We start from the raw sequence: 13,897 nt of genomic DNA, 5'->3' as shown, positions 1-13,897 counted from the left end.
GCCCTTCTCCTTATGACCATCACGATGCTGTCTTGCCTCTCTGGCGCAGGCACGGCTCAAGGCCGCTGGCGAGCCAGCAGCCTTGAGCGTTGCGAACGCCGGTACAGAGTACCAGCACGCCTTAGAACTTGTAGTTTGCCGAGAGGTAGGTCTGAGCGCTGCTGGTCAGGCTCATGCTGCCGATTTTCGGCCCGCCGTGTTCGACCAGCTCGGTGCTGGCGTTGGTGCGCAGGTAGCGGTAGCCCAGTTCGACCGAGGCGTTGTCGGTGACTTCCTGGATGACGCCGGCCTGCAGGCCTGCAGCGTAGCCGTAGTTGGTGTCGCGGCTGTAGCCGGAGGATTCCTGGGTCAGCTTGGTCAGGCCCAGGCTGGCACCGCCGAACAGTTTGGTGGTGTCACCCACCGGCAGGAACAGGTCGTAGCTGCCGAGCAGGTTTTCCTGGCGCAGCTTGAGGCCGCTGTGGTCACCGGAGACGTTGTCGTAGGTCATGTAGTAGCGACCTTCGTTGTTCATCTTGCCCAGACGCACACCCCAGGTGCCGTCCTTGGCGATCACGCCATCGGTATTGAGGTTGTCGGTGCTGCGCGAGAGCAGGCCGGACTTGCGTACTTTGTCGCTGGTCTGGCCGTAGGTCAGGCTGGCGAAGGTGTCGTCGGCATTGGCCTGAACGCTGAAGCCGGCGGCACATACGGCCATTGCTGCAAGCAGGGTATTGACTGTTTTCATGGGTTCTTACTCCAGTTGGATGCGCTGTTTCGGTCTGGAAGCTAGAGTAAGCAAGGCGCCCTGAACCGCGGCTGAACCCTGCCTGAACCGCCGCTGAACAGCTTGCGCTCCCCTCGCCTGAAAGGAGTTGCGACCATGCGTTATCTGTTTGCCCTGGCCTTGTTGAGTTGCGCCAGCCTTACTCAAGCAGCGGTGCAGACCCGCGAAATCCCTTATCAGGATGCCGACGGCAAGCGCCTGGTTGGCTATTACGCCTATGACGATGCTATTGACGGCAAACGGCCGGGCGTCGTGGTAGTGCACGAGTGGTGGGGTCTCAATGACTATGCCAAGCGCCGCGCCCGCGATCTGGCGGGGCTGGGTTACAGCGCACTTGCCATCGACATGTATGGCGATGGCAAGCACACCGAGCACCCGGCCGATGCAATGGCGTTCATGAAGGCTGCATTGCAGAACCCGGATGCCGCCGCCAAGCGTTTCAATGCAGGCCTGAAACTGCTCGAGATTCAACCGAAAACCGACCCTGACAAACTCGCCGCGATTGGCTACTGCTTTGGCGGCAAGGTCGTGCTCGACGCGGCCCGGCGTGGCGAAGCGCTGGCCGGGGTGGTGAGTTTCCACGGTGCCTTGGTCACGCAGACCCCGGCCAGCCCCGGCAGCGTCAAGGCCAAAGTGCTGGTCGAGCACGGCGCGGCAGACAGCATGGTCACCCCGGAGCAGGTCGCGGCCTTCAAAGAAGAGATGGACAAGGCCAAGGCCGACTATCAGTTTGTCAGCATCGCCGGCGCCAAGCATGGCTTCAGCAACCCCGATGCCGACCGCCTCAGTCACGGCGAGCATGGCGGGCCTGATATCGGCTATGACCAGGCGGCCGACAAAAGCTCTTGGGCAGATATGCAGGCGTTTCTGGACAAGCTGTTCAAGTGACCGCTGCGCTGGCAGTGGCCAGCTCTGGCACAATAGCGCCATGAACCGACTGCCGACCTGCTGCGACCCATTGCAACACCACTGGCCCCTACCGCGTCCGATCTCCGGCGCGGTGCTGGTCAGTTGTGCGTTCGACCCGGCCAGGCTTGCTGCCGACGACTTCCAGCGCGCCGGCATCGAGCCCAGCGCCAGCCTCCAGCGTTCCGTAGCCAAGCGCCAGGCCGAGTACCTGGCCGGCCGCGTCTGCGCACGCGCCGCCTTGCAGCAACTGGACGGTCGTGACTATGTGCCCGCGACCCATGCCGACCGCTCACCGATCTGGCCGGCAGGCATTCGCGGCTCGATCACCCACGGCAAAGGCTGGGCCGCCGCCGTGGTCGCCGACGCTGCCAGTTGCCGAGGCATCGGCCTGGATCAGGAAACGCTGCTGGATGAAGCTCGCGCCGAACGCCTCGCCGAAGAAATCCTCACCCCGGCCGAGCTGCAACGGCTCGACCGCAGCCAGCTGGCACTGGCCGTGACGCTGACCTTTTCGCTCAAGGAAAGCCTGTTCAAGACGCTCTATCCACTGACCCAGCAGCGCTTTTATTTCGAGCATGCAGAGCTGCTGGAATGGTCTGCAGACGGCCTGGCGCGCCTGCGCCTGCTGACTGATCTGTCGCCCGAATGGCGCCACGGCGTCGAGCTGAATGGCCAGTTCTGCGTCAACCACGGGCAGCTGTTGAGCCTGGTCAGCGTCTAGTCTTCAGCTTCCTGCTGGCGCGGCCAGCTCAGGCTGAAGCACGCCCCACCCAAGCCTTCACTGCGCGCAACTACCGCCCGCCCACCGTGCCAGTAGATGATCCGGCGCACGATCGACAAGCCCAGACCATGCCCGCCCGAGGCCCGGGTGCGGCTGTCGTCCAGCCGGGTGAATGGAGTAAAGATGCGCTCCCAGACGCTTTCCGGCACGCCCGGGCCATCGTCCTCGACATCGATCCGGCAGCGCTGCTGGCCCAAGTGATAGCTCACGCGCACCTCGCCCTCGGCGTGGCGCATGGCGTTTGCAACCAGGTTTTGCAGCGCACGGTGCAGATAGCGCGGCTCGGCTTCGACCCAGGCGCCGTCCTCATCGGCGCCTTGGCACAGGCCACGCAGCACATTTATCTGCGGGCGCAGCGGCGCCAGCTCGGTGATGACCCGCGCCAGCAGGGCATCCAGGTCGACGGCCTGAAACTGCAAGGCCGGCGCGCCCTGTTCGAGACGCGCGTAGGTGAGCATTTCGTCGACCAGCTTGTCCAGGTCCTGGATATCGCCGTCCATCCCCGCCAGGTGCTTGGCCCGCGCCTGATCGGTGCTGGCGGTTTCAAGCATCTCCAGGCCAAAGCGCAACCGTGCCACTGGTGTGCGCAGCTCGTGCGACACCGCCCGGACCAGCTCGCGCTGCATGTTCAGCGAGCGCTGCAGGTGTTCGGCCATGCCATTGAATGCCGCCGCCAGGCGCCCTACCGAATCGGCGCCGCCGGCCGGCACGCGGGTATCGAGGCTGCCCTGAGCGATCTGCGTGGCGGCGGCTTCCAGGCCGGACACGCGCCGCTCCAGCTGGCGCACCAGCAGGTACACCACCAGGCCGATCAGGCACAAACCGAGAAACGCGATCAGAATCAGCAATTGTGGCGGATAGGGATTGAGCTGGTACAGCGGGCCGATCTCCAGCACCCAGGGTGAACCGGGCACGCCGGAGAACACCCGCACCGAATCACCGTCCTTGCCCAGCGCCATCACCGTATCGCCCTCCTCGACCCGGTGGCGCTGGTCGTCATCCAGCGCCGCCCGCTCCAACCGTTGCAGGCCGATATCGAAGCCAAAGCCTTTGCTCTGCCTTAATTGCGCCAGCCGCTGCGGCTGTTCGCTGACCGGGTAGCGCACCAGTTCATCAGCCAGCAAGTACACCGTGGCCCGCGCCAACTGCTCGCTGATCTGCTTGACCTCGGCCACCAGCAGTTGGTCTTCGCGGCCGATCCGGCGCAACACGCGTGCGGCATGCGGGCCGGTCTTGTCGACCACTACCAGGTCGCGGTACAGCCGCGCGCGCTGGCCGCCGTCGAGGGTCAGCGCGGCCATTGGCTGAACATCCAGCGGCACGCCAAGCAGGCGCTCCCACATCAACAGCGAGCGCTGGCGCTCGACGGGGTTCTGCGGCGCGAGGTTGTCGGCCATCAGGCTGAACGTGCCTTGCGCCAGGCGCTCGCGATGCTGCTCGGCGCGCACCAGGTTGACCAGGTGCAGGCTGACCACGCCGAGCACAGCAACCAGCACCAGTACCGCCAGCATGCCGCCATAGATACGTAGAAAAATCGACTTCATCAGGCCGGCGCCGCCTCAGCCACGAACAGATAGCCCTTGCTGCGCAAGGTCTTGATCAGGCGTGGATGAATCGGGTCGTCACCGATCTTGGGGCGAATCCTGGAGATACGCACATCGATCGAGCGGTCCTGGCCGTCGTAGCCGACGCCGCGCAAGGCGGTAAATATCTGCTCGCGCGACAGCACCCGGCCGGCATGGCTGGCCAACAGCCAGAGCAGGTCGAATTCGGCGCCGGTGAGGTCGATCGGCTGCTCATCGAGCCAGGCCTCGCGCAGGCTGTTGTTGATCTGCAGCGGACCAAAGCGCAGCGCCTGCACTTTGCTGTCAGGGCTGTCGCTGCGCCGCAGCAAGGCATTGATACGCGCCAGCAACAGCCGCGGCCGCACCGGCTTGCAGACATAGTCGTCGGCGCCCAGGTCCAGCCCCTGAACCTGATCGAGCTCATCGCTGCGGGCGGTCAGCATGAGAATCACGCCGTGATACTGGCCACGTACCCGCCGGCAGATGCTCAGGCCGTCTTCCCCGGGCAGCATCAGGTCCAGCACCACCAGGTCCGGCTGGCTGTCGAGAATGCGCCGCACCGCGCGCGCGCCGTCTGCCTCGACCGCAACCTCGAAGCCATTGGCCTGCAGGTACTCGGCGGTCAGTTCGGCGAGACGCTGATCGTCTTCGACGATAAGGATGCGGTTGCTGGGTTGGTCCATGCCTGGCCTCTGTTGTTATGGGTGAGCTGCCGCTGGTCACCTGAATGTAGCCTTGTCCATGGATACTACGTCGCACATCCGCGCCTGCCAATCAGCTCCGCCGGTGCCGTTGGTCCGAGACAGACCAGAACGATTTAGCGTGATGCGCCGCACAGCAGTAACATTCTGCAACGGGTCATTCCGGTGCGGAAAAAAAGTGAAAAGCCGTGAGGACAAGGCCTACAGCCGATACCCACGAATCACACACAATCTGTACACACGTTATCCACAGGCGGTCGCCTTGCAAACACCCTCAGACCGCATTATCTTGTATCCCTATCGCGGCGAACCACTACATGTTGGGGTTGAGCCGAAATCGAGAACACAAGTCAGCGACGAAATTCAAGCGTTTTTTCGACCTGAACTTATGGCAATACAAGCAGCCAAAGCGCTCCTGCGCAGGCAGACCGAGGCAAGCCTTGCACGAGGCCTTGTTCGGGTACGGGTGTTGCAGGCATAGCCTGGTGACCCCGGCAGCAACAGATTTTGCGTTGTAACGCAGAACCTTTGACTTCGGCCAGGGAGCGGCAAGCTATTGCCCCTTATTCCTGAGTCTGTCCCGAAGTCGGCGCGCCCGAGCTGGCGGATCCACGTGCGCGTGGGTTCCCCGCTCGAGCAAGCCAACTGGCGGATGGAACGGTGGGCGTGGATAACACGCCCGAACACTATTGAAACTGTGGAGACACCCACCGATGCAAACCGACACAACTCGCGAGAACCCGCAGGCCCAAGCGCCGCAGGCCGCTGATTCGAACCAGGATCTGGCTGCCACTGCGCCTGGCCAACTGCGTGTGATCAAGCGTAACGGCACTGTCGTCGCCTACACCGACGACAAGATCACCGTGGCCATCACCAAGGCGTTCCTTGCAGTTGAGGGCGGCACTGCCGCCGCTTCGTCGCGCATCCACGACACCGTTGCGCGTCTGACCGAGCAGGTCACTGCAACCTTCAAGCGTCGCATGCCGTCGGGTGGCACCATCCACATCGAAGAAATCCAGGACCAGGTCGAACTGGCCCTGATGCGCGCCGGCGAGCAGAAAGTCGCCCGCGACTACGTCATTTACCGCGACCAGCGCGCCAAAGAGCGTGCTACCCGCGCCAACAGCGATGCCGTGGTCGAGCCGCACCCGTCGATCCGCATCAGCCTGGCCGACGGCAGCAAGGCACCGCTGGACATGGCCCGCCTCAACACCATCATCAGCGAAGCCTGCGAAGGCCTGGCTGAAGTCGATGGCGAGCTGATCCAGCGCGAAACCCTGAAGAACCTGTACGACGGCGTCGCCCTGAAGGACGTCAACACCGCCCTGGTGATGACCGCCCGTACCCTGGTCGAGCGTGAGCCGAACTACTCGTTCGTCACCGCCCGCCTACTGATGGACACCCTGCGTGCCGAAGGCCTGAGCTTCCTCAATGTTGCCGAAAGCGCCACCCACCACGAGATGGCCGAGCTGTACGCCAAGGCCCTGCCTGCCTACGTTGCCAAGGGCATCGAGTTCGAGCTGCTGAACCCGGCACTGGCCGACTTCGACCTTGAGCGTCTGGGCCAGGCGATCAACCACGAGCGCGACCAACAGTTCACCTACCTCGGCCTGCAGACCCTGTACGACCGCTACTTCATCCACAAGGATGGCGTGCGCTTCGAGCTGCCGCAGGTGTTCTTCATGCGCGTGGCCATGGGCCTGGCGCTGGAAGAGAAAGACAAGGAAGCCCGTGCGATCGAGTTCTACAACCTGTTGTCGTCGTTCGACTACATGGCCTCGACCCCGACCCTGTTCAACGCCGGTACCCTGCGTCCACAGCTGTCGAGCTGCTACCTGACCACCGTGCCGGATGACCTCTCGGGCATCTACCACGCGATCCACGACAACGCCATGCTGTCGAAATTTGCCGGCGGCCTGGGCAACGACTGGACCCCGGTGCGCGCGCTGGGCTCGTACATCAAGGGCACCAACGGCAAATCCCAGGGCGTCGTGCCGTTCCTCAAAGTGGTCAACGACACCGCCGTTGCGGTCAACCAGGGTGGCAAGCGCAAGGGCGCGGTCTGCGCCTACCTGGAAACCTGGCACCTGGACATCGAAGAATTCATCGAGCTGCGCAAGAACACCGGTGATGATCGTCGTCGTACCCACGACATGAACACCGCCAACTGGATCCCTGACCTGTTCATGAAGCGTGTCTTCGATGACGGCCAGTGGACCCTGTTCTCGCCGAACGAAGTACCTGATCTGCACGATTTGACCGGCAAGGCCTTCGAAGAGCGTTACGAGTACTACGAAGCCATGACCGAGTACAACAAGATCAAGGTGTTCAAGACCATTCAGGCCAAAGACCTGTGGCGCAAGATGCTGTCGATGCTGTTCGAGACCGGCCACCCATGGTTGACCTTCAAGGACCCATGCAACCTGCGCTCGCCACAGCAGCACGTCGGCGTGGTCCACAGCTCGAACCTGTGCACCGAGATCACCTTGAACACCAACAAGGACGAGATCGCGGTCTGCAACCTGGGCTCGATCAACCTGCCGAACCACATCGTTGACGGCAAGCTCGATACCGCCAAGCTGCAACGCACCGTCAATACTGCCGTGCGCATGCTCGATAACGTTATCGACATCAACTACTACTCGGTACCGCAGGCGCGTAACTCGAACCTCAAGCACCGTCCGGTCGGTCTGGGCATCATGGGCTTCCAGGACGCACTGTACCTGCAGCACATCGCCTACGGCTCCGACGCTGCCGTCGAGTTCGCCGACAAGTCGATGGAAGCGGTCAGCTACTTCGCCATCCAGGCCTCCTGTGACCTGGCTGACGAGCGCGGCGCCTATGAGACCTTCCAGGGTTCGCTGTGGTCCAAAGGCATCCTGCCACTGGACTCGCAACAGATCCTGATCGAGGCCCGTGGCCAGAAGTACATCGACGTCGACCTCAACGAGAGCCTCGACTGGGCACCGGTACGTGCTCGCGTACAAAAAGGTATTCGTAACTCGAACATCATGGCCATCGCGCCAACCGCGACCATCGCCAACATCACTGGCGTATCGCAGTCGATCGAGCCGACCTACCAGAACCTGTACGTGAAATCGAACCTGTCCGGCGAGTTCACCGTGATCAACCCGTACCTGGTGCGCGACCTCAAGGCTCGCGGCCTGTGGGACTCGGTCATGATCAACGACCTGAAGTACTACGACGGTTCGGTGCAGCAGATCGAGCGTATCCCGCAAGAGCTGAAAGACCTCTACGCCACCGCGTTCGAAGTCGACACCAAGTGGATCGTCGATGCCGCCAGCCGTCGCCAGAAGTGGATCGACCAGGCGCAGTCGCTGAACCTGTACATCGCCGGCGCTTCGGGCAAGAAGCTCGACGTGACCTACCGCATGGCTTGGTACCGTGGCCTGAAAACCACCTACTACCTCCGCGCCCTGGCCGCGACCAGCACCGAGAAGTCGACCATCAACACCGGCAAGCTCAACGCCGTTTCCAGCGGCGGCGACAGCGCCCCGGTCCAGGCCGCAGGTCCAGCACCTGTGCCGAAGGCCTGCGCGATCGACGAGCCGGATTGCGAAGCTTGCCAATAAGGCCGGCGCAGCGCTGAGCTGACACCACCGCAGCCATTGCCTACTCGGTAATGGCTGCGGTTTTTTTTGCCTGCTCGGCAGCGCTTGAGTCAGGCTTGGCGAGGCTCTTGCCACGCCCGATTGCGCCCTGCCATCAGGCGCTTACAGGCAATCCGCCTGCTTGATCTTGATCAAGACAAAACACCATATGCAGTGTGCGGCAAAATAAAGCAGCACAAGATGTAGGAACAAATCGTATTTAGCGCTAGACTCACACCCCGTAACAAGCAGCCGGAATCGAGTGAACACAGGCGTGCTCTGCGGGTCAAACAATTACCATCTGTAGCGCCCGAGGCGCCCCGATCCAGCCTCGTTTCCGGTATACTTCGCGCCCCCCGAAAGGGCGAGTTGACGACAAGATTTCCAGCGCCCTGGCCCCTCGTTCGAGGACAGGCCATGTGCTGAGCCAGACACCTTTAAATGTGACGAGAGCACGCTCTCAGCGCCCGCCGTAACGCCTTGTGGGCATTGCGCTGTACAGGCATCACTTGAAAATCCAACCGGTTGCCGCGCGCAACCCTCTAGCAGGAGCCATGACATGCTGAGCTGGGACGAATTCGACAAAGAAGACGACGAACTTGCCGTAAAAAACAGCACCCCGGCGCAGGCCAAAGCTGCCGCCACCCTCGACAAGCTCGACAGCGCCGGTGGCGCCGCCGCTCTTGAAGCGCGTGCTGCCACGGCTGCCGACTCGGACGCGGTCAAGCGTGCCAAGGCTGCCCTGGACGACCTCGACATCGCCGAAGGCCTGGCTGAACTGGAAGGCTCCGCGGCCCGCGTTGCGGTCGACGAGAAGCGCATGATCAACTGCCGCGCCGACCTCAACCAGCTGGTACCGTTCAAGTACGACTGGGCTTGGCAGAAGTACCTCGACGGCTGCGCCAACCACTGGATGCCGCAAGAGGTCAACATGACCGCCGACATCGCCCTGTGGAAAGACCAGGACGGTCTGACCGAAGACGAACGCCGCATCGTCATGCGCAACCTCGGCTTCTTCTCCACTGCCGACTCGCTGGTTGCCAACAACCTGGCCCTGGCCGTGTACCGCCTGATCACCAACCCGGAGTGCCGCCAGTACATCCTGCGCCAGGCCTTCGAAGAGGCGATCCACACCCACGCCTACCAGTACTGCATCGAGTCGCTGGGCATGGATGAAGGCGAGATCTTCAACATGTACCACGAGATCCCGTCGGTCGCGAAGAAGGCTGCCTGGGGCCTGAAGTACACCCGCGCCATCTCCGACCCGGAATTCAACACCGGCACCCCAGAGACCGACAAAGAATTGCTGCGCAACCTGATCGCCTACTATTGCGTTCTGGAAGGCATCTTCTTCTACTGCGGCTTCACCCAGATCCTGTCGATGGGCCGTCGCAACAAGATGACCGGCGTTGCCGAGCAGTTCCAGTACATCCTGCGTGACGAGTCGATGCACTTGAACTTCGGTATCGACGTGATCAACCAGATCAAGATCGAGAACCCGCACCTGTGGGATGCGGCGATGAAGGAAGAAGCCACCCAGATGATCCTGCAAGGGACCCAGCTGGAGATCGAATACGCTCGCGACACCATGCCGCGCGGCGTGCTGGGCATGAACGCCGCGATGATGGAGGACTACCTCAAGTTCATCGCCAACCGTCGTCTGACTCAGATCGGTTTGAAAGAAGAGTACCCAGGGACCACCAACCCGTTCCCGTGGATGAGCGAGATCATGGACTTGAAGAAAGAGAAGAACTTCTTTGAGACGCGTGTGATTGAGTATCAGACTGGTGGGGCGTTGAGCTGGGATTGATCTTGGTGAAGCCCTCTAACAGGGCTGTCAGTTAGATTGCCGGGGCCGCTTTGCGGCCCATTCCGACCGGTCCGGCGCCCCGGCAAGGCCGCTCCTACACAGATCGAGTACACCCGTATCTAACGGGCTTGCACGGTCTATTGTAGGAGCGGCCTTGTGTCGCGAAAGGGGCGCGCAGCGGCCCCCGCTTTCAGCCCGTCATACGATGTCTTCGGCAACCCCAAACACCCCGCAACAGAGCCTTCGGGCGCGTATTATCCTTGACCTCGCCGCTTAATCCCGCCTATCCCCCCATTGACAAGCTTTTTCCCCGCCGTTAATAATCCGTAAAGTCGTACGACAACACACAACAAAAACAACAATCCAGTGAAGCCCCTATGACGATCTCAGCCCTCCCCCACGCTGTTCGCCTTCTCCGTCCTCTTCAGCCCAGCACTGCCCGCGGCAGCTAGCCCTCGCGCGCAGGCTCGAAACCGTTTGGCCTGACCGGCCTCGCCAATACCCCGCCACTGCCGCTGGCCGCTTGCATGCGCCTGGCATACGGAAAGTTTCACCCTCAGGGAGCACAACAATAATGAAAATCCGCCAACACCTTCCCCTCGCGCTGTTCAGCGCAACTGCCCTCGGTTCATTGCCGCAGGTGAGCGTTGCCGCAGGTTTCATGGAGGACGCCAAGGCCACGCTGGGCCTGCGCAACTTCTATATCAACCGCAACTTCGTCGACCCGGCCAACCCGCAGAGCAAGGCCGAGGAATGGACCCAGAGCTTTATCCTCGATGCGCGCTCGGGCTTCACCGAGGGGCCGATCGGCTTTGGCGTGGATGTGCTGGGGCTGTGGTCGGTCAAGCTTGATGGCGGTGGCGGCACCTACGGCACCGGGCTGCTGCCGCGGCATGACGATGGCCGGCCGGCAGATGACTATGGCCGCCTGGCGGTGGCGGGCAAGGCGCGGATCTCGAAGACTGAATTGAAGATCGGCGAGTGGATGCCGGTGCTGCCGATCCTGCGCTCGGACGACGGCCGTTCGCTGCCGCAGACGTTCCGCGGTGGTCAGGTGACGTCCAACGAGATCGCCGGGCTGACCTTGTACGGCGGCCAGTTCCGGGGCAACAGCCCGCGTAACGACGCCAGCATGGACGACATGATCTACGGCGGCGCTGCGTCGGACCGCTTCAACTTCGTCGGTGGCGAGTACAAGTTCAACCAGGACCGCACGCTGTTCGGTCTGTGGAATGCGGTGCTCAAGGATGTCTATCAGCAGCAATACCTGCAGGTCAGCCACAGCCAGCCGGTCGGCAGCTGGACCCTGGGCGCCAACCTAGGTTACTTCCAGGGTGAAGACGACGGCGCCAAGCGCGCGGGCGAGCTGGACAACAAGACCTACTCGGCGATGTTCTCGGCCAAGGTCGGCGGCAACACCTTCTATGTCGGCCTGCAGAAGGTCAGTGGCGATACCTGGATGCGGGTCAACGGCACCAGCGGCGGCACCCTGGCCAACGACAGCTACAACGCCAGCTTCGATAATGCCAACGAGCGTTCGTGGCAGGCTCGGCATGACTTCAACTTCACCACAGTCGGCGTGCCTGGGCTGACCCTGATGAACCGCTATATCAGTGGCCGCGAGGTGCACAGTGGCGCGGTTACCGATGGCAAGGAGTGGGTGCGTGAGTCGGAGCTGGCCTACGTGATCCAGAGCGGCACGTTCAAGGACTTGAGCATCAAGTGGCGCAACTCCACCATCCGCCGCGACTTCAGCAGCAACGAGTTCGACGAGAACCGGTTGATCTTCAACTATCCGCTGTCGCTGCTGTAACAGGAGTATTGGAGTATTAGTGCGGGCCTCTTCGCGGGTGAACCCGCTCCTACAGGGGTCGCGGGGAGGCTTTGGCAGTGACAAAAACAGACACGGCAAGCATTGACAACCTTGCGAATCACTACCGATAATCCAGCACAGTCATACGACAACCTACAACAACTCAAAACAAACGAGCTTGCCATGACTATCACACCGTTCAAGCGCCTGCTGCTCACCGGAGCCGCAGGCGGCCTCGGCCAAGTGCTTCGCGAGCGCCTCAAGGACTACGCCGAAGTACTGCGCCTCTCCGACATCGCACCGATGGCGCCCGCCACCAGTGCGCAGGAAGAAATCGTCGAATGCGACCTGGCCGATAAGGCCGCCGTGCATCAGTTGGTCGAAGGCGTCGATGCCATCTGCCACTTCGGCGGTGTTTCGGTCGAGCGCCCTTTCGAAGAAATCCTCGGCCCGAATATCTGCGGCGTGTTCCATCTCTACGAGGCGGCGCGCAAGCATGGGGTCAAGCGGATCATCTTCGCCAGCTCCAACCACACCATCGGCTTCTATAAACAGGACCAGCAGATCGACGCCCATGCCCTGCGGCGCCCGGACGGCTACTACGGCTTGTCCAAGTGCTACGGCGAAGACGTTGCCAGCTTCTACTTCGATCGCTACGGCATCGAGACTGTCAGCATCCGCATCGGCTCGTCGTTCCCCGAACCGCAGAACCGGCGGATGCTCAGCACCTGGCTGAGCTATGACGACCTGACCCAATTGATCGAGCGCGGCCTGTTCACCGAAAAGGTCGACCACACCGTGGTCTACGGCGCCTCGGCCAACCGTGACGTATGGTGGGACAACCGCCATGCCGCGCACCTGGGCTACCAGCCGAAGGACTCCTCCGAGGTGTTCCGCGCCAAGGTCGAAGCGCAACCAGCGCCAGCCGCCGATGATCCGGCGATGGTGTATCAGGGTGGCGCGTTTGTCGCTGCCGGGCCATTCGACTGATTCACCACGCGCAAGGAGGCTGTCTACCGTGAACTACGAACTGATCGTGGATGCGCGCAATGCCACCGGCGAGAGCCCGGTGTGGGATGCTGCCGAGCAGGCGCTGTACTGGGTCGATATCCCTGCCGGCCAGCTGCACCGCTGGACGGCCGCAGATGGCGCTCATCAAAGCTGGCAAGCGCCGCAGATGCTCGCCTGCATCGCCCGCTCAAGCAACGGCGAGTGGATTGCCGGCATGGAAGATGGCGTCTATGCGCTGACTGCCAATGCCCAGAGCAAGCTCGACAGCCGTCTGCTGAGCGCGGTTGAACATGGCGCCGAAGGCATGCGCTTCAATGATGGCCGCTGCGACCGTCAAGGCCGTTTCTGGGCCGGCACTATGCTGATGAACATGCAGCAGGCGGCACCGCTGGGTGCGCTGTATCGGTATGACGGCGAGGGCCAGCCACTGCACCTGCAGCTGGAGCAGATGATCGTGCCCAATGGCCTGGCGTTCAGCCCGGACGGCACGCGCATGTACCTGTCCGATTCACACCCCGACGTACAGCGGATCTGGCAGTTCGACTACGACATCGACACCGGCACTCCGCATAACCAGCGCCTGTTCGTCGATATGCGCGGCTTCCCCGGCAGGCCTGACGGCGCCGCCGTGGATGCCGACGGCTGCTACTGGATCTGCGGCAACGATGCAGGCCAGGTGCACCGTTTTACCCCTGATGGGCGGCTGGACCGCTCACTCAATGTGCCGGTGAAAAAGCCGGCGATGTGCGCCTTTGGCGGACGCAACCTGGACACTTTGTTCGTGACCTCGATCCGCCCCGGCGGCGACCTGCACGATCAGCCGCTGGCTGGTGGCGTGTTCGCCCTGGAAGCGGGCGTGCAGGGCCTGCCAGAAACCGCCTGGCGCGGCTGAACCGAATCCCGTTACACCGTGCGATACCCAAATAATAA

At 62.3% G+C, this 13,897-nt stretch carries 10 protein-coding genes; 7 read left to right on the top strand and 3 right to left on the bottom strand.

The genetic code is table 11. The features are described 5' to 3' along the window. Positions 1-121: 121 nt before the first annotated feature. Positions 122-727 carry an outer membrane protein gene (locus tag ACQZ2L_RS24045; RefSeq protein WP_314876256.1) on the bottom strand — a complete coding sequence of 202 codons (606 nt, stop codon included), beginning with the start codon at positions 725-727 and terminating at the stop codon, positions 122-124. Between the two features lie 135 nt (positions 728-862). On the opposite strand from ACQZ2L_RS24045, the gene ACQZ2L_RS24040 reads away from it, so the two are divergent. Both ACQZ2L_RS24040 and ACQZ2L_RS24035 read left to right on the top strand, forming a co-directional pair. Continuing rightward, the gene (locus ACQZ2L_RS24040) at positions 863-1,654 is read left to right on the top strand and encodes a dienelactone hydrolase family protein (RefSeq protein WP_430328151.1); all 792 of its coding nucleotides are present in this window, start codon (positions 863-865) and stop codon (positions 1,652-1,654) included. Positions 1,655-1,694: 40 nt separating this feature from the next. Then, positions 1,695-2,396: a 4'-phosphopantetheinyl transferase family protein gene (locus tag ACQZ2L_RS24035; protein ID WP_430328150.1), complete on the top strand. Its 702-nt coding sequence runs from the start codon at positions 1,695-1,697 to the stop codon at positions 2,394-2,396. On the opposite strand, the gene ACQZ2L_RS24030 is transcribed toward ACQZ2L_RS24035, so the two are convergent. Both ACQZ2L_RS24030 and ACQZ2L_RS24025 read right to left on the bottom strand, forming a co-directional pair. Continuing rightward, complete coding sequence (locus tag ACQZ2L_RS24030) at positions 2,393-4,003, bottom strand: ATP-binding protein (RefSeq protein WP_430328168.1); 1,611 nt, start codon at positions 4,001-4,003, stop codon at positions 2,393-2,395. The genes ACQZ2L_RS24035 and ACQZ2L_RS24030 overlap by 4 nt on opposite strands. After that, on the bottom strand, positions 4,000-4,704 hold the full coding sequence (locus ACQZ2L_RS24025; RefSeq protein WP_103438301.1) for a response regulator transcription factor: 705 nt from the start codon (positions 4,702-4,704) through the stop codon (positions 4,000-4,002). Before ACQZ2L_RS24025 ends, ACQZ2L_RS24030 begins: the two co-directional genes overlap by 4 nt. A 731-nt stretch (positions 4,705-5,435) precedes the next feature. On the opposite strand from ACQZ2L_RS24025, the gene ACQZ2L_RS24020 reads away from it, so the two are divergent. The 5 genes from ACQZ2L_RS24020 to ACQZ2L_RS24000 all read left to right on the top strand — a co-directional run bounded on the left by ACQZ2L_RS24020 (position 5,436) and on the right by ACQZ2L_RS24000 (position 13,859). Beyond that, on the top strand, positions 5,436-8,315 hold the full coding sequence (locus tag ACQZ2L_RS24020) for a ribonucleoside-diphosphate reductase subunit alpha (RefSeq protein ID WP_430328149.1): 2,880 nt from the start codon (positions 5,436-5,438) through the stop codon (positions 8,313-8,315). A gap of 577 nt (positions 8,316-8,892) precedes the next feature. Further along, positions 8,893-10,143 carry a ribonucleotide-diphosphate reductase subunit beta gene (locus ACQZ2L_RS24015; RefSeq protein WP_181108957.1) on the top strand — a complete coding sequence of 417 codons (1,251 nt, stop codon included), beginning with the start codon at positions 8,893-8,895 and terminating at the stop codon, positions 10,141-10,143. A gap of 574 nt (positions 10,144-10,717) precedes the next feature. Then, positions 10,718-11,956, top strand: coding sequence for an OprD family porin (locus tag ACQZ2L_RS24010; RefSeq protein WP_430328148.1), 1,239 nt, complete (start codon positions 10,718-10,720; stop codon positions 11,954-11,956). Between the two features lie 183 nt (positions 11,957-12,139). After that, on the top strand, positions 12,140-12,946 hold the full coding sequence (locus ACQZ2L_RS24005) for an NAD-dependent epimerase/dehydratase family protein (protein ID WP_430328147.1): 807 nt from the start codon (positions 12,140-12,142) through the stop codon (positions 12,944-12,946). Between the two features lie 28 nt (positions 12,947-12,974). Continuing rightward, on the top strand, positions 12,975-13,859 hold the full coding sequence (locus tag ACQZ2L_RS24000) for a glucurono-1,5-lactonase (RefSeq protein ID WP_430328146.1): 885 nt from the start codon (positions 12,975-12,977) through the stop codon (positions 13,857-13,859). Positions 13,860-13,897: the final 38 nt, after the last annotated feature.

It is taken from the genome of Pseudomonas shirazensis, assembly GCF_050496565.1.
Classification (GTDB): domain Bacteria; phylum Pseudomonadota; class Gammaproteobacteria; order Pseudomonadales; family Pseudomonadaceae; genus Aquipseudomonas; species Aquipseudomonas shirazensis_A.
The sequence above is the reverse complement of the archived record's forward strand: the minus strand, read 5'-3'. Positions and strand labels throughout refer to the sequence as shown.

What these genes read in the sequence shown, in the direction of transcription:
- ACQZ2L_RS24015 (WP_181108957.1), top strand. Translation starts at nt 8,893, where the DNA reads ATGCTGAGCTGGGACGAATTCGACAAAGAAGACGACGAACTTGCCGTA.
- ACQZ2L_RS24005 (WP_430328147.1), top strand. Translation starts at nt 12,140, where the DNA reads ATGACTATCACACCGTTCAAGCGCCTGCTGCTCACCGGAGCCGCAGGC.
- ACQZ2L_RS24025 (WP_103438301.1), bottom strand. Translation starts at nt 4,704, where the DNA reads ATGGACCAACCCAGCAACCGCATCCTTATCGTCGAAGACGATCAGCGT.
- ACQZ2L_RS24035 (WP_430328150.1), top strand. Translation starts at nt 1,695, where the DNA reads ATGAACCGACTGCCGACCTGCTGCGACCCATTGCAACACCACTGGCCC.
- ACQZ2L_RS24045 (WP_314876256.1), bottom strand. Translation starts at nt 727, where the DNA reads ATGAAAACAGTCAATACCCTGCTTGCAGCAATGGCCGTATGTGCCGCC.
- ACQZ2L_RS24040 (WP_430328151.1), top strand. Translation starts at nt 863, where the DNA reads ATGCGTTATCTGTTTGCCCTGGCCTTGTTGAGTTGCGCCAGCCTTACT.
- ACQZ2L_RS24020 (WP_430328149.1), top strand. Translation starts at nt 5,436, where the DNA reads ATGCAAACCGACACAACTCGCGAGAACCCGCAGGCCCAAGCGCCGCAG.
- ACQZ2L_RS24010 (WP_430328148.1), top strand. Translation starts at nt 10,718, where the DNA reads ATGAAAATCCGCCAACACCTTCCCCTCGCGCTGTTCAGCGCAACTGCC.